16 protein-coding genes are annotated in these 14,475 nt (G+C 61.8%); 9 read left to right on the forward strand and 7 right to left on the reverse strand.

Annotated features, from left to right (window positions below; translation table 11 throughout):
- The 7 genes from WMK75_RS15860 to WMK75_RS15890 all read left to right on the forward strand — a co-directional run.
- Positions 1-792 (forward strand): helicase-related protein (locus WMK75_RS15860; RefSeq protein ID WP_347268583.1); only part of this gene is annotated, 792 nt, incomplete at its 5' end.
- Entirely contained in the window at positions 752-1,195 is a 444-nt protein-coding gene (locus WMK75_RS15865; protein WP_347268584.1) for a type I restriction-modification enzyme R subunit C-terminal domain-containing protein, read from the forward strand. The genes WMK75_RS15860 and WMK75_RS15865, both read left to right, overlap by 41 nt.
- A gap of 10 nt (positions 1,196-1,205) precedes the next feature.
- Positions 1,206-2,831, forward strand: coding sequence for an N-6 DNA methylase (locus tag WMK75_RS15870; protein ID WP_347268585.1), 1,626 nt, complete (start codon positions 1,206-1,208; stop codon positions 2,829-2,831).
- Entirely contained in the window at positions 2,828-3,994 is a 1,167-nt protein-coding gene (locus WMK75_RS15875; protein ID WP_347268586.1) for a hypothetical protein, read from the forward strand. Before WMK75_RS15870 ends, WMK75_RS15875 begins: the two co-directional genes overlap by 4 nt.
- A gap of 84 nt (positions 3,995-4,078) precedes the next feature.
- Entirely contained in the window at positions 4,079-4,348 is a 270-nt protein-coding gene (locus WMK75_RS15880) for a DUF262 domain-containing protein (protein WP_347268587.1), read from the forward strand.
- Positions 4,279-5,910 (forward strand): DUF262 domain-containing protein, encoded by a 1,632-nt coding sequence (locus tag WMK75_RS15885; RefSeq protein ID WP_347268588.1) that lies wholly within the window; start codon positions 4,279-4,281, stop codon positions 5,908-5,910. The genes WMK75_RS15880 and WMK75_RS15885 overlap by 70 nt, the downstream gene beginning before the upstream one ends.
- Before the next feature lie 113 nt (positions 5,911-6,023).
- Positions 6,024-6,233 (forward strand): type II toxin-antitoxin system ParD family antitoxin, encoded by a 210-nt coding sequence (locus tag WMK75_RS15890; RefSeq protein WP_347268598.1) that lies wholly within the window; start codon positions 6,024-6,026, stop codon positions 6,231-6,233.
- 96 nt (positions 6,234-6,329) lie between these two features.
- Here the strand turns inward: WMK75_RS15890 and WMK75_RS15895 are convergent, their stop codons facing one another.
- The 6 genes from WMK75_RS15895 to WMK75_RS15920 form a co-directional block, all read right to left on the reverse strand.
- Entirely contained in the window at positions 6,330-7,733 is a 1,404-nt protein-coding gene (locus WMK75_RS15895) for an amidase (protein ID WP_347268589.1), read from the reverse strand.
- Positions 7,730-8,482, reverse strand: coding sequence for an amino acid ABC transporter ATP-binding protein (locus tag WMK75_RS15900; RefSeq protein ID WP_347268590.1), 753 nt, complete (start codon positions 8,480-8,482; stop codon positions 7,730-7,732). Before WMK75_RS15900 ends, WMK75_RS15895 begins: the two co-directional genes overlap by 4 nt.
- A gap of 35 nt (positions 8,483-8,517) precedes the next feature.
- A complete protein-coding gene (locus tag WMK75_RS15905; protein ID WP_347268591.1) occupies positions 8,518-9,471 on the reverse strand; it encodes an agmatinase in 954 nt (317 codons plus the stop codon).
- A 35-nt stretch (positions 9,472-9,506) separates the two neighbouring features.
- On the reverse strand, positions 9,507-10,229 hold the full coding sequence (locus WMK75_RS15910; protein WP_347268592.1) for an amino acid ABC transporter permease: 723 nt from the start codon (positions 10,227-10,229) through the stop codon (positions 9,507-9,509).
- On the reverse strand, positions 10,226-10,879 hold the full coding sequence (locus WMK75_RS15915; protein WP_347268593.1) for an amino acid ABC transporter permease: 654 nt from the start codon (positions 10,877-10,879) through the stop codon (positions 10,226-10,228). The genes WMK75_RS15910 and WMK75_RS15915 overlap by 4 nt, the downstream gene beginning before the upstream one ends.
- Positions 10,880-10,971: 92 nt before the next feature.
- Entirely contained in the window at positions 10,972-11,832 is an 861-nt protein-coding gene (locus WMK75_RS15920; RefSeq protein ID WP_347268594.1) for a transporter substrate-binding domain-containing protein, read from the reverse strand.
- A 113-nt stretch (positions 11,833-11,945) separates the two neighbouring features.
- Between WMK75_RS15920 and WMK75_RS15925 the strand changes: the two genes are divergently transcribed.
- Positions 11,946-12,890, forward strand: coding sequence for a LysR family transcriptional regulator (locus WMK75_RS15925; RefSeq protein ID WP_347268595.1), 945 nt, complete (start codon positions 11,946-11,948; stop codon positions 12,888-12,890).
- A 312-nt stretch (positions 12,891-13,202) separates the two neighbouring features.
- Complete coding sequence (locus tag WMK75_RS15930; RefSeq protein WP_347268596.1) at positions 13,203-13,793, forward strand: recombinase family protein; 591 nt, start codon at positions 13,203-13,205, stop codon at positions 13,791-13,793.
- Positions 13,794-14,038: 245 nt separating this feature from the next.
- Here WMK75_RS15930 and WMK75_RS15935 read toward each other — a convergent pair.
- A partial coding sequence (locus WMK75_RS15935; RefSeq protein WP_347268597.1) for a hypothetical protein occupies positions 14,039-14,475 on the reverse strand: 437 nt, incomplete at its 5' end.

The raw sequence follows: 14,475 nt of genomic DNA on the forward strand, positions 1-14,475 counted from the left end.
ACCTTCAGCTATTCCATGTCGCAGGCCATCGCCGAGGGGCACCTGGTCCCCTATCAGATCTATCGCGCCATGACCGCCCGCACCGCCGCGACCGAGGGCTTCACGGTTGCGCGCAGCGATATTGACTGGGGTGCCCTCGATAACGAGACGCGGGCCGAGATGGAGGCGCTGTTTGCCGACCATGACCCGTTGACCGTTGATCCGACCGTGCTGGAGCGCAAATTCACCATCCCCGAGCGCAACCGCGCCATGGTCCGTGAGTTTCGCGAGGTGCTGGAAAAGGGCTATGTGGACGATCATGGGCGCAAGCGCGCGCCGGAACCGGGCAAGACCATCGTCTTTGCCGTGACCAAGCGCCATGCCGAGACGCTGGCGCGTATGTTCGACGCCGAATTTGCCGACAAGAAGCCGGACCCCATCACCCGCTATGCGGATTTCGTGGTCTCGGGCCTTGGTCCCGATGACACCATCGACGGCGTGGCCAAGATCAGGCGCTTCAAGAAGGAAGCCTTCCCGCAGATCCTCGTCAGCGTGAACATGCTCGATACCGGCTTTGACTGCCCGGAGGTGCGCAATCTGGTCATGGCGCGGTTTACGCGCTCGTCGATCCTTTACCAGCAGATGCGCGGGCGCGGCACGCGGCTGGCGCCGGGCAAGGACCGCTTCACTATCTGGGACTTTACCGGCGTCACCCTGCATCACGGCGATGACGAATCCCCCGGTGAGGGCGGTATTGTCACCGAACGCCCCCGTGCGTCCGCCAACTCAGCCGCGCCGGCTGCTGACCCTTGATGTTGACGATCAGATCGACCCGGAAACCCGTGAATGGGTGACCGTTGACGAAACCGGCCGCGCCTTTCTGGACCCCGACGAGGCACAGGCCGAGGCCCTTGGCGCGGCGTTCGAGACCTGGCTTGGCACGCAGGATTTCAACAGCGACCAGATCAGCCTGCTGCATCTGGTCAAGGAGCAGATCAAGGCCAATGCCGCCGATCTGGTGGTATTTGAAAGCTGGCGCTTCGATCAGCCGCCGCTGTCGATGTATGGCGGCTTTGCACGCGCGCGTGCCGCCTTTGGCGGTGAGGACGGGCTGACGCGCGCCCTTGCCTCGATGAACAAGGCGGTGTTCGGCATTGCATCGGTAGGCGATGCCGCCGACCACCCGACACTGCACCCTGACAAACCGACCCATTGAAAGCCCGACAATGCCCTTTACCCCCGACATGCGCCGCAAGGTCGATCAGATCCGCGACTATCTTTATGGCGGCGGCTATCCCGACCCGCTGTCGAATGCCGAACAGCTCAGCTTCCTGTTCTTCTTCTACATGATCGAGGGCATCGACGCTGCCAACCTGCGGCAGTCGCAAGCCACCGGGCGCGATTACACCTCGCTCTTCGCGGGCGACTGGACGATCCGAAACCCGCTGAACGCCCCGGATGAGGGCGTCAAGACCATTCCCCGCGCCCGGATGCGGTGGTCAAGCTGGGCGCAGGCGCTTTCCGGCGCCGCGCTTGTCACCTTTCTGCGCGACGAGGTGTTTCCCTTCTTCGCCAGCATCGGCGATGATTTCGGCCTTGGCTTCATGGCGCAGGCGCGCCTCGTCATCGACGATCCGACGGTGCTGGGCCAGGTCGTCACGCTGGTCAACGCCCTGCGGCTTGAGGAGGCCGACCCCGATACCAAGGGTGACCTGTTCGAACACGTCCTGCGCCAGATCAAGCAGGCCGGGGAACTCGGCCAGTTCCGCACCCCGCGCCACATCATCCGCGCCATCACCGAACTGGTGGACCCGCAGATCGGCGAGACCGTCTATGACCCCGCTGCCGGCACCGCGGGCTTTCTGGTCGCGGCATACGAACACATCCGCCTGGCCAATTCCTCGCCTGCCGGGACCGTCGAGGCCGAGTTTGACGGCAAGAGCTTCCCGCGCGGCATCGGTGACCGGCTGAATGCGCGGCAATGGCGCCAGCTTCAGACCGCGACCTTCTATGGCAACGACGTTGACCCCAAGATGGTCAGCCTGGCCTCGATGAACCTTGCCCTGCGCGGGTTGCCCGATGTGCGCATCCTCAAGCGCAACGTGCTGACCACCAGCCTTGACGCGCAGGACAAGGCCGAGCGGAACCTGCCCCTTGACGACTATGACGTGATCCTTGCCAACCCGCCGTTTTCCGGGCGCATCGACCGTGACCGCATTGTCGAGGATGTCAGGATCGGCACCTCGACCGCGACCGAACTGATGTTCGTCAAATACATGATCGACAACCTGAAACCGGGTGGCCGCTGCGACGTCATCGTGCCCGAGGGAGTGCTGTTCGGCTCGACCACCGCGCATCGGGAACTGCGCCGGATGCTGATGCAGAACAACCGGGTTGAGGCGGTGTTGTCGCTGCCCGGCGGCGTGTTCCAGCCCTATTCGGGGGTGAAGACCAGCGTGCTGATTTTCACGCAAGGCGGGCGCAGCGAACGGGTGATGTTCCTGCATGCCGCAAATGATGGCTTCAAGCTGGACGCCAACCACGACCAGCCCATCGAGGCCGACGACCTGCCCGGCCTGATCGCGGCCTTCCGCAACCGCGGCGCAAGCCTCGCCGACTGGCAGGCCCATGACCCGGCTGCGCCGTGGCGGGAAATGTGGTGGTTCGCCGAGGCCGAGGCCATCGAGGCCGAGGACTGGAACCTCTCCGCCGCCCGCTACCGCCCCGAAAGCCGCGAGGCCGTCACCCACCGCGCCCCCGGCGAACTGCTGACCGAACTGCGCGACGAGGTGGCGCTGATCCTCGCCGAGATCGACGAACTGGCCGAGGAATTGCAGGAGGGCGCGGCGTGAGCGGCTGGCCGACTGTGCCGCTTGGCGACTTGATGCCGTCTCGCGTGCCAAGCGTTGATCCAGCCAAGGCCCCGGATGAAAGATTCACGCTCTGGAGCATTCCGTCTTATGATGCAGGCCAGCCGGAACATGCGTTCGGCCATGAAATCGGCTCTTCAAAAAAGCTGGTCCAGAATGACGACGTGTTGCTGTCAAAGATTGTCCCCCATATTCGGCGGGCGTGGACGGTTTCCGTCGCCAACGATCATCGGCAGATTGCTTCGAGCGAGTGGATCATCTTCCGGCATGAAGCGTTCCTGAGCGATTATATCCGGCATTTCCTGCTTACCGATCAGTTCCACGCCCGGTTCATGGGCACCGTCGCCGGTGTCGGCGGGTCGCTGCTACGGGCGCAGCCCAAGAGTGTTGCCAAGATCGAGATCCCCCTGCCACCCCTCGATGAACAACGGCGGATCGTGGCTTTGCTGGACCGGGCCGAGGCGATCCGCCGCCGCGCCGACACCGCCCGCAAAGCCGCCCGCGCCCTCATCCCCGCCCTCTTCACCCAAACCTTCGGCGACCCCGCCACAAACCCAAAAGGCTGGGAGGTGGTGAAGCTGGGAGATCTGACTGGCGTCGCACTTCGCAACGGCGTCTCGCCATCCAAAGCCGGTGAGGTCGCAGGGAAAGTCCTGACATTGTCCGCGATCACGCGAGGGAGATTTGACGCGGCAGCGATCAAGGAAAGCATGTTCGCAGCAGTGCCGCATCCCGAGCAGACAGTATCGCGCACATCTTTCCTCATCTGCCGAGGCAATGGAAATCCAGCTCTCGTCGGGCGGGGCGCATTTCCGAGCATTGACATGCCGGACACGACCTTTCCGGATACGATGATTGCGCTTAGTGGCGTATCCGGCCGCTTACAGCCACCGTTTTTGTCCGCTTTGTGGGCGACGAGCTTCACGCGATCTCAAATAAATATGGCTGCAAAGACCACCAACGGAACCTACAAGATCAGCCAGGAAGGCATCCGTTCATTCATGGTTCTACTCCCCCCTCTCCCCCTGCAAACCGCCTTCGCCGCCCAGGCCCGCCGCATCGAGGCCATGGCCCATGCCCTCGACGCCGGCACCGCCCGCGCCGAGGCCGTGGCCGCCGCCCTCTCGGCCCGGCTGTTCGGCTGACGCCCCGGCCGGACACGCAGCCATCCAACCCGCAGACAAGAACAGCGCCCGCCAGCAAGGCGCGAGACAGGAGACAGTGCACAGATGGCCAGCATCGAGGGAAAGGCCCGGACGATCCGCGAACTGCTGAAGGGCAGGAAATATTCGATCGACTATTATCAGCGCGAATACAAATGGGGCGAAAAGCAGGCGCGCGAGCTGATCGACGATCTCACCGGAAAGTTCCTTGAGGAATATCGCCCCGAGCACGCGCGCGACCGGGTGGCCGATACCCGCATTACTTCGTGGGCGCGATCATCATCAGCAGCAAGGAAGGCGGCGCGAATTTCATTGTCGATGGCCAGCAGCGCCTGACCAGCCTGACGCTGCTGCTGATCCTGCTGCGCAACATGCAGCAAGGGCAGGATCAGCAGGTCAATATCGACGAGCTGATCGTGTCGGAGAAATACGGCAAGAAGTCCTTCAACCTCGACATCGACGAACGCAACGCCTGCATGCAGGCCCTGTTCGAGGGGCAGGCGTTCGACCCGTCCGACCGGTCGGAATCGGTGCAGAACCTGTTTGCGCGCTATCACGACATGGAAGAAGCCTGGCCGGACGAACTGGATGGCCACGCGCTGCCCTATTTCGTGGACTGGCTGCTTGAGAACGTCCATCTGGTCGAGATCACCGCCTATTCGGACGAGGACGCCTATACGATCTTCGAGACCATGAATGATCGTGGGCTGTCGCTCAGCCCGACCGACATGCTCAAGGGTTATCTGCTGGCCAATATCGACGAGAGCAAGCGCAACGCGGCCAGTGCCCGCTGGCGTGACCGGATCGCCGATCTGAACAACGCCGGCAAGGAGGTGGCGGCGGACTGCTTCAAGACATGGTTGCGCAGCCAATACGCCTCGAAGATCCGCGAACGCAAGCGGGGCGCCCGGCCCGAAGAGTTCGACCGGATCGGCACGGAGTTCCACCGCTGGCTGCGTGATGCCAGCCCCCGCATCGGCCTGACGTCAAGCGAGGACTTCTTTCGCTTCATCGACCGGGATTTTGACTTTTACGCCCGCCAGTATCTGCAACTGGTCCAGGCGTCGCAGCAGATGATGCCGGGCCTTGAGCATGTCTATTACAACGCGCAGCACGGGTTCACGCTGCAAAACATGGTTCTTCTGGCGCCGCTGCATCCCGACGACAAGCCGGAGGTGGTCAGGACCAAGCTGCGGCTGACGTCGCGGTTCATCGACATCCTCCTGGCCTGGCGGCTGTGGAACAGCCGGAGCATTGCCTATTCGACGATGCAATATGCGATGTTTCTGGTCATGCGCGACATTCGTGGCCTGGCACCTGAACCGCTGGCCCAAAAGCTGCATGAGCTGCTGGGCAAGGAAACTGAAACCTTCGCCAGCAACGACCGCCTCAAGGTCCATCAGCAGAACCGCTATGCGATTCATCGGATTCTGGCGCGTCTGACGGATCATGTAGAGACGCAATCCGGCCAGGCATCGCGGTATTCAGAATATATCGGGGACGGGAAGGTGCGCTACGAGGTCGAGCACATCTGGGCCAACCACCCCGAACGCCATACAGAGTTCGGCCACGCGGCTGATTTCGCGGAATACCGCAACCGGATCGGTGGCTTACTGTTGCTGCCCAAGGCGTTCAACGCCAGCTATGGCGACCTGCCCTATGAGGAAAAGCTGAAACACTACCGCACGCAGAACCTGCTGGCGCATTCGCTGCACGAAGACTGCTACAGCCACAACCCCGGCTTTTTGCGGTTCGTCGGGGCTTCAGCCCTGCCATTCAAGGCACGGCCATCCTTCAAGAAAGCCGACATCGACGAGCGCGGGCAGCTTTATCGCCAGCTTGCAGAGCGGGTGTGGGACCGCGATGACCTTCTGCGCGAGGTTTCCGAGGGCGCGTGAAGGGGTTGTTACTGGATAAAGTATGAACAATTATGCTTCGACGTGAAGGGAGGGCCTTCCATGTCCAGACTTACCATTTCGATGCCTGAACAGATGAATGGGTCGAGGCGCAGATCAGTGTCGGGCGCTACGGCAACGTCAGCGAATATTTCCGCGACCTTGTGCGGCGCGATCAGGAAAGCCGGGAAAGCGCCATTGCCGAGTTGCGCAGCCTGATCGAGCGGGCCGAGGCAAGCGGTATCAGCAAGCGGACCCTGCCCGAGGTGCTGGAGGCCGCACGTCAGGAAGCACGGCAAAGGGGCCTGCTTCATGGCGAAGGCTGAGCTGACCCATGAAGCTGAACGAGACCTGATCGACATCTACCTGCACGGCATTGAGGCGCACCGGAGCGTCAACCATGGGGATGGTTGACGACCACTTCACCCTCGGCTTCCTGATATTGCCGCTTCGATCCGCTGGCCAACATCGAGAAGAAGTCGGTCCGAGTATCTTCGGCCAATAAATTGGAGACTTGCGGGAAGACCATCCTCGGTTACTCCGAATGGAATAGACAATGCCGGCAAGCCAAGGGCCGGGGTCATGAGAATCGGTGCCTCGTCGATGCCCAGCTTTGCGGTATCGGCCTCGGCACCATAGGGTGGCTGGCAGTTGGTCGGCCAGACCAGGATGTCGTGGTCCTGGAAGAACGCCGTAACCCGTGCCCAGGCCCGCGCCCGGATGGCCTCTGCCCGCATCAGGTCTTCGGCGCACAGCGCATCGGCGCGGGTCAGCGTGCGCTGCATTTCCGCACCCAGCTTGTCACGCTGCCCCAGCGTTCCGGGCCCGAGGCGCGCCGACCAGTCGCGGAAGGTCTGTTGCGCGACCACCATATCGCCAAGGTCCGGATCGGCGTCGCGGATACTGCCACCGGCAACCTCCAGCAGATCGCGCGCCGGCGCCAAGGCGCGCAGGATTCTGGCGTTGATTGCGGTGCCTGCCGGGCGCATGCACCAGGCGAAGCGCAGCCCCGATAAAGCTGCGAGCCCCCGTCTGTCCACCAGCGGCGCCAGGCCCTGCGAAAGCGGATCGGCGTCCGACGGCCCGGCCATGACGGACAGCATCAGCTGCAGGTCTGCGACTCTCCGCGCCATCGGGCCAGGGACGTTCAGACCATCGAAGGGCATGGGAGTTCCAGCCAGTGGCACGAGGCGCGAGGTCGGGCGTAACCCCGCAATGCCGACGAACCCCGCCGGCGCCCGGATCGAGCCGCCGAGATCTGAGCCATCTGCCAGCGCAACTAGCCCCGCCGCCAGTGCGGCAGCCGCGCCACCTGACGAGCCTGACACGGTTTTCTGTAGATCATGAGGATTGCGGGTGGTGCCGAACAGCGGGTTTGTGGTCTGCGCACCATAGGCGAATTCAGCCGTATTCGATTTGCCAATGATCACCGCGCCGGCCGTGCGCAGCCGTGCGACATGGACTGCGTCATGGCTCGGCACATGGTTCGCGAACAGACGCGAGCCGTAAGTCGTGCGCATATTGGCAGTTGCGAAGATGTCCTTCACTGCTACGGGCAATCCATGCAGCGGACCGGCAAAGTGTCCGACATCCGCCATCGCGTCGAGTGCGTGCGCCTGCGCCATCGCGCCTGCTGCATCAACGGTGACGAGGGCGTTGATCAGAGGATTGATCGCCTCGATCCGAGCCAGATACGCAGTGACGACCTCGACCGCGCTCACCGTCCTTGCACGCAGCAAGCCGGCAAGCGTGGTGGCGTCGAGGTCACACAGGCCGGCCGACCCGTCATGGTGGACGGGCAGGACCGTCTGCCCCCTGCCGCTCAATGCTGCAGCACCTGGGCGAGGAACTGCCTCGCCCGGTCCGAGCGCGGATTGCGGAAAAACTCCTCCGGTGCATTCTCCTCGACGATTTGTCCGGCATCCATGAAGATCAGCCGGTCGGCGACCTTGCGTGCGAAACCCATCTCATGGGTCACGCACAGCATGGTCATCCCGGTCTGTGCCAGGTCGGTCATCACGTCCAGCACCTCCGAGACCATTTCCGGGTCGAGCGCCGAGGTAGGCTCGTCGAATAGCATGATGCGCGGTTCCATGCACAGGCTGCGGGCGATGGCGACGCGCTGTTGCTGACCGCCCGAAAGCTGCACGGGATACTTGTTGGCCTGGTCGGGGATCTTGACGCGCTCCAGAAAACGCATGGCGAGTGCCTTGGCCTCGTCCACCGGCATCTTGCGCGTGGTCGTCGGCGCAAGGATACAGTTTTCCAGAACGGTCAGATGCGGGAACAGGTTGAACTGCTGGAACACCATGCCAACATCGCGCCGGACCGAGGCGATATTTTTGGTGCTGTTGGTCAACTCGACCCCATCCACGGTGATCGTGCCAGATTGATGCTGTTCCAGTCGATTGATGCAGCGGATCAGCGTCGATTTGCCCGAGCCCGACGGCCCGCAGATCACGATCCTCTCGCCTGCCTTCACCTCGAGGTTGATGTTCTTCAGCACATTGAACGAGCCATACCACTTGCTCATGTCCCGAATGCTGATCGCGATCTGCGAGCCATCCTTGGTCATCTCGAATTTCCTCCCCTGAGCGGTGCCGGGTTGTTTCAGTCGAAATATCCGGCCCGGACCGCAGCGCCGATCATCATGCAGATGAAGCGTCCGGCGGTGATGGCCGTGATCCCGTTGACGTCCTTGGCCGGGGTGATTTCGACAATATCCATGCCGACCACCCGTCCCTTGCGGGCCAGCTTGTTGATCAGGGTTCGCATCTGCGCATAGTTCACCCCGCCCGGTGCCGGGCCGGCTACGGCAGGCATGATGGTCGGATCTACGCCATCGGCGTCAATGGTCAGGTAGTAGTTGCCGCCATCGGGGATGCGGTCGAGGATCGCCTGCATGCCGACTTCCTGCAACTCGCTGTCGGGCACCAGGTGCGAGCCATAATCCAGCGCCGCCTGTACCTCCTCGGGGCGGCCACTGCCGGCGGCGCGCAGGCCGATCTGCCAGATATCCTTGATCTGCGGCAGTTCGGATGCGCGGCGGATTACACTGGACAGCCCGTCATCGACGCCGTGGAACCGGTCGCGCCAGTCCACATGGGCGTCAATCTGGATCAGCGTGATCGGGCCGCGCCCTTCGAATGCGCGCAGAACCGGGATCGGGATAGCGTGGTCGCCGCCAAGAATGATCGGCATGGCCCCGGCTGCAAGGATTTTGCGGACCGCCTGCTCGGAACGGGCATGGTTACCGGAAATATCCTTGGCCTGGCCGACGACATCGCCGCAATCGACGACCTTGATGTCGCGCCCATTCAGCATAGTTCCGCCGATATCAAAGTCATAGCGATCGAGGCCACGCAGCGCGCGCTCGCAATAACGGCGGATATGGGTCGGCGCGTTGGACTGGTCGTTGCTGACCTCGGCCATGGAGTAGGGATCGCCGTAAGGGATGCCGAGGATGGCAATGTCCGCTTGCAGCGCGTCGAGGTCGGTGACAATGGGAAAGTCGTGAAAGCTCTGAAATTCACGCCGGGGCGGGGCGATCAGCGGGGTGGTCATCTGGGTTCCTTTCAGGATGTCGGGGGCGGAAGAGGTCAGCGGTCGGCGGGGAACGGAATAGCCACCGGCTGGCCGTCCCCACTGGTGGCATGATCGCGGGCGGTCAGATAGCGCGAGGCATGACGCTCCCACCGCCTCAGCCCGAAGGCGACCAGCGAATTCAGCCCCCAGTAGATCAAGGCGATGGCGGTGAAGCCTTCGACCGGCGCAAAGGTGCGGCCGATGATAACCTGCGCTTGGTAGGTCAGTTCCGGCACGGTGATGACCGACAGCACCGCAGATTCCTTGATCAGCGTCAGCGTCAGGTTCGAGGTGGTCGGGATCAGATAGCTGAGCATCTGCGGGAAAATCACACGTCGCTGTGTCGTCCAGTAGCTGATGCCGAGCGCCTCCGCAGCCTCGGTCTGTCCCCGCGGGATGGTCTGAATAGCGCCGCGCACATTCTCGGCAAAATAGGCGCCGCAATAGATGGCCAGGGTAATGATGCCGACGACCACCCCTTCCAGCCGGATTCCCATCTGAGGAAGGACGAAAAAGATCAGATAGATCTGAATCAGGAACGGCGTGTTACGAATGATCTCGACATAGATCATTACCAGCGATTTCAACCAGCGTCTGCCCGACAGCCGCGCCAGCGCGCACAGCGTCCCGATCACAAAACCCACCGGCAGCGCGATGCCGCAGATCAGCAGCGTATAGCCAAGGCCCTTGGCCAACAGAGGCAGGCCCTGGATGATGACGGAGATATCGAAGCTCATGCCCGTGCCCTTTCCGACCGGCTTTCCATCCGCCGTGTCAGATGACTCAGCGCGGCGAGGACAACGAAATAGAGGATGGCGGCGACAAAATAGGCGTCGACCGGCAGGTAGGTCTGCTGCAGCACCAGTTGCGCCGAGCGCGTCAGTTCAACCACGGTGATGACCGACAGCAATGGCGAGGCCTTGACCAACATGGTGAATTCGTTGGTCAGCGGCGGCAGGATGCGGGTGAATAGCTGCGGCAGAATAACTCGCCGCCATGTCGTCATCCGGCTGAGGCCCAGTGCATCGGCGGCCTCCCACTGGCCTTGTGGCAGACTGCTTAACCCACCACGGAAGATCTCGGTGACGAAGGCGCCGCTGTTGAGGCTGAGGCTGAGGAATCCGGCAAAAAACGCCGGCATGTTCACGCCGATCAGACCAGGAAGCGCGTAATAGACGAAGAAGATCTGTACCAGCAGCGGCGTACCACGGATAAAGCTGATATAGATGCTGGCCAGCCAGCGCAGCGGCGCGAACCGTGCTCGCAGCATAGCCAACAACAGCAGACCGATGACCAGCCCGAACAGGAAGCCGGGAAGCGACAGGCCGATCGTCATCATCAAGCCCTTGAGAAACTGCGGCCAATGGGCCAGCGTCTCGGCAAGCATGGGATGTCCTTTCCGAATGGGGCCGGAATGGGCCAGGATGTCCGCCACCGGGGGCGGACAATGCCCGACTCACTTTTGGGTCTGTCGCGAGGTCAGAGGGCGCCTTCGGGTAGGTAGCCTTCGGAGGGCAGGTCCATCTCGAACCCGAACCACTCCCGCTGCCACTCCGCCATCTTGCCACTATCGATTAGTTCGCCGATCACCGTGTTGAGATAGTCGCGCAGATCGGTGTCATCGGCATTCGTTACCCAAGCCAGGTAGCGTGGCTCGCCGACTTCGCCGGCAATGCGGAACTTGCCTGGCTGCCGCGCCATCAGTACCGCAGCACCGTTCGAGCCGATCAGCGCCGCATCCACTTGCCCTGATCCTACGGCGGCATAGGTTTCTGGAAAGGCCTGGAACAGCTTGAGGTCGGCAAAGCCCTTGCCCTTGTCGGCAGTCAGCTGTCGATCGAACTCCTCGACCACCGGCTGTTCGGCGGATGCCAGTTGCGTCGCGACGATCTTGCCAGCGAGGTCAGCCTCGGAATGGATATCCTCGTTGTCGGCGCGCACCAGAACAATAGTCTGGACGGTACCGATCGGGCGGGTATAGGCGTATTTCTTCGCCCGCTCCTCGTTGATCGACACCGAGGTTGCGACAAAATCGAATTTTTTGGCCAGCAGGCCGGGCAGAATACCTTGAAACGGCAGGTCGAGTTGGTTGAGCTTGACGCCCAAATCCTCGACCACGGCGTCGAGGATCTGCTTGCTGTAACCGGTAATCTTGCCGTCCTGGATGAATTCGAACGGTTCATAGGCCGCCTCGGTGCCGACGGTGACGACGCCAGCAGCGCGGATCGCCTCGACCTTGCCTTCGGCACGAGCGGCGAACGGCGCGGTCAGGACAGATCCTGCAACCACCAGAGACAGCAGGCAGGCCCGCCGCGTTCCGTTTAGAAAAATACGTTTCATCTGTCGGATTCTCCCTGCACGGACGCCTCCACAACGTCCTTGTCAAAGGATAGCAAGCGGCCGGAATGGAAAAAGTATAGAAGCGGCCAGTATGCTTGTATAAACATGCAAGCATGGCAAAGATCGCGAAACTACGAAAGCTGCGTGGCGCGGACATCCATCGCCTGGATGTTTTTCGTGTCGTGGTCGAATGCGGCGGCTTGTCGGCTGCGGCTGAGTTCTTGGGCCTGGATCTTTCGACCGTCAGCCGGCAGGTCCGGGACCTCGAAATCAGGTTGGGGCTGGATCTGTGCAGCCGTGGGCCGGGCGGCTTTGCGCTGACTGCACCCGGACGGATTACCTATGACGTGGCTTGCCTTCTGGCGGAAACATTGTCGATCTGTGACGAACGTCTGGAAGGTATGCGCGATGGGCTGACCGGAACACTGCGGATCGGTGTGGTCAATCATATTCTGTCCTCGCCTCTGTTGGGCTTTCCCACCCTCGTCCGCATCATGCGGGACAAGGCGCCCGGTCTGGTCATCGACTGCAAGGTTCTGACGCCAGACGAGATCATCCGCCAGATCCGAAGCCGCCAGGTGCATCTGGGTATTCTCGGTGCCAGCCCGCATCCGGACGAGATCATCAGCACCCCGATCTTCCATGAAAGCGCGCGACTATATTGCGCCGAGGGCCATCCTCTCCATGCCGACCCCCGGCTCATCTTCGATCTTGAGGCGTTGGAGGGATTGCATTATGTGGCCCGTACCCACGGATCGCCCAGCGACCAGCGTGCCCAGTTGCTTGGCCTCGTCCCGGCAACGAAATCCAACGACATTGATGTGATCTCCGCCCTCGTCCGTTCGGGCCTCTATCTTGGGTTCTTGCCGGTTCACGCGGTCGAGTCCTTTGCGGATCACGACAGTTTCCGCTGCCTGCCACTCGCGCCACCAGAGGTTACCGTGCCCTTCCTCGCATGTACCCTTAGGCGCGAAAAGCGCAGCCGTCGCACTGATCTCTTTCTCCAGGTCGTACTGGATCAGTGTAAGCGGCAGCTGAGCCTCACATCGTCTGGCTAACACGGCACACAAGCCCCCCGCTTATGCCCAGAGAGGGCCTTCGAGCACGGTTCCGGCGGCCCGGTCGTCATATCCTCGACGGTCGCCCGCCTCTGCAGTTTTGCGACCATCTTTGGGTTGATGCCCAGTTCGCGGCTTTGGGTTACCATCTGAGATAACAAATGCCTGTCCGCAAGGGGATCGTTCAGCGGACGGCGAGCCTCGTCTGTGCGGCACCGGCCAGAAGCCCTTGCCTGACGGATAAACGCGATTCTCATTAGGTTGGTCCGGTTTGTTTTGCAATGACGGGGCGCTTTACGTTACAGTTCGCCCATGACTGGCACTCTCATCGGATACGCCCGCTGTTCGACCGACAAGCAGGACCTTGCTGTGCAGCGGGAGGCCCTGCTGAAACTTGGCGTGGCCGAGGACCGCATCTATGCCGATCACGGCCTCACCGGCACGAACCGCGCCCGTCCTGGCCTCGATCAGGCTCTGGCCGCCGTTCGCGAAGGCGACACGCTGGTGGTGCCGAAGCTGGATCGCCTCGCCCGCTCGGTTCCCGATGCCCGCGCTATCGCCGACGAGATGGCCGCGCGTGGCGTCAGGCTGCAACTCGGCGCCAGCGTACATGACCCTACCGACCCGATGGGCAAGATGTTCTTCACCATCGTTGCCACCTTTGCCGAGTTCGAGGCCGACCTGATCCGCCTGCGCACCCGCGAGGGCATGGCGATCGCGCGGGCCAAGGGCAAGCTGCGTGGCAAGAAACCCAAGCTGACCGAGCGCCAGCAGAAAGAACTTCGCCGCATGTATGACACCGGCGAATATTCGATCAGTGACCTAGCTGAGGTGTTTTCAGTCTCAAGGCCGACGATCTATCGCACGCTGGCTAAGCAGCCTGCGAGCGTAAAAAAGCGATGAGGTGTAGTTGGGGATGGTTTCTTTCGGCCCTTTGCGGACGGTCGCGGCGCGGACCTGGGGCAGCTTTTTGCTGACCGTCAGGCGGGTCGCAGCGAAGGCCCGGCGCCTACCCAACGCTGTCGGACGTGCGCGGCTCAGCATGACACCCGATGCGGGGATTCACTTCGGTGAGCCGAAATCGCTGCGCCCCGAGCCGGTGGCAATGCCGGCCCCATCAGCGGACATTATAAATAATTAATTGTAGCTCACTTGAGCTTCAGAACGGGCAGCGCCCGTGGCGCTTGCCCCCCATCATAACACGAAAACACAACGTTTTCGTCGACTTCTGGTAGCTCCCCAAAAACACTTTCTTTGTGGAAGAAAACATCGTCCCCGGAGGTGCGAATAAAGCCCCAAGCGTTGTACTGATAATTCTTGACTGAACCTATTTTCCGGTCCGACACTGTGTAGCAGAGTGCAGCACACATTTCTACAAGCTGGTCGGCTGTAGGACGGTGTGAAGGTTCAAGTTGCAGGCATCGGTTAGCAATCTCAATAATTTCCTCGGCAAGCGGCCTAAACTGCGGCTTTGAGGTAACAAAACTTGGGGTGTCGATCCGAGCATTTCGGGCTATGGCTGAAAATGGGTGATGGGGCCTGAGAAGGCGGCGTATCGTGGCGGGTGTCGAAGCCTGCCAGAACC

This window comes from Paracoccus sp. (in: a-proteobacteria) (assembly GCF_039808215.1).
Classification (GTDB): domain Bacteria; phylum Pseudomonadota; class Alphaproteobacteria; order Rhodobacterales; family Rhodobacteraceae; genus Paracoccus.

Bases quoted from the DNA above. Each gene is read 5' to 3' on its own strand.
- WMK75_RS15870 (WP_347268585.1), top strand. From the start codon at position 1,206: ATGCCCTTTACCCCCGACATGCGCCGCAAGGTCGATCAGATCCGCGAC.
- WMK75_RS15880 (WP_347268587.1), top strand. From the start codon at position 4,079: ATGGCCAGCATCGAGGGAAAGGCCCGGACGATCCGCGAACTGCTGAAG.
- WMK75_RS15900 (WP_347268590.1), bottom strand. From the start codon at position 8,482: ATGACCAAGGATGGCTCGCAGATCGCGATCAGCATTCGGGACATGAGC.
- WMK75_RS15905 (WP_347268591.1), bottom strand. From the start codon at position 9,471: ATGACCACCCCGCTGATCGCCCCGCCCCGGCGTGAATTTCAGAGCTTT.
- WMK75_RS15910 (WP_347268592.1), bottom strand. From the start codon at position 10,229: ATGAGCTTCGATATCTCCGTCATCATCCAGGGCCTGCCTCTGTTGGCC.
- WMK75_RS15915 (WP_347268593.1), bottom strand. From the start codon at position 10,879: ATGCTTGCCGAGACGCTGGCCCATTGGCCGCAGTTTCTCAAGGGCTTG.
- WMK75_RS15920 (WP_347268594.1), bottom strand. From the start codon at position 11,832: ATGAAACGTATTTTTCTAAACGGAACGCGGCGGGCCTGCCTGCTGTCT.
- WMK75_RS15925 (WP_347268595.1), top strand. From the start codon at position 11,946: ATGGCAAAGATCGCGAAACTACGAAAGCTGCGTGGCGCGGACATCCAT.
- WMK75_RS15930 (WP_347268596.1), top strand. From the start codon at position 13,203: ATGACTGGCACTCTCATCGGATACGCCCGCTGTTCGACCGACAAGCAG.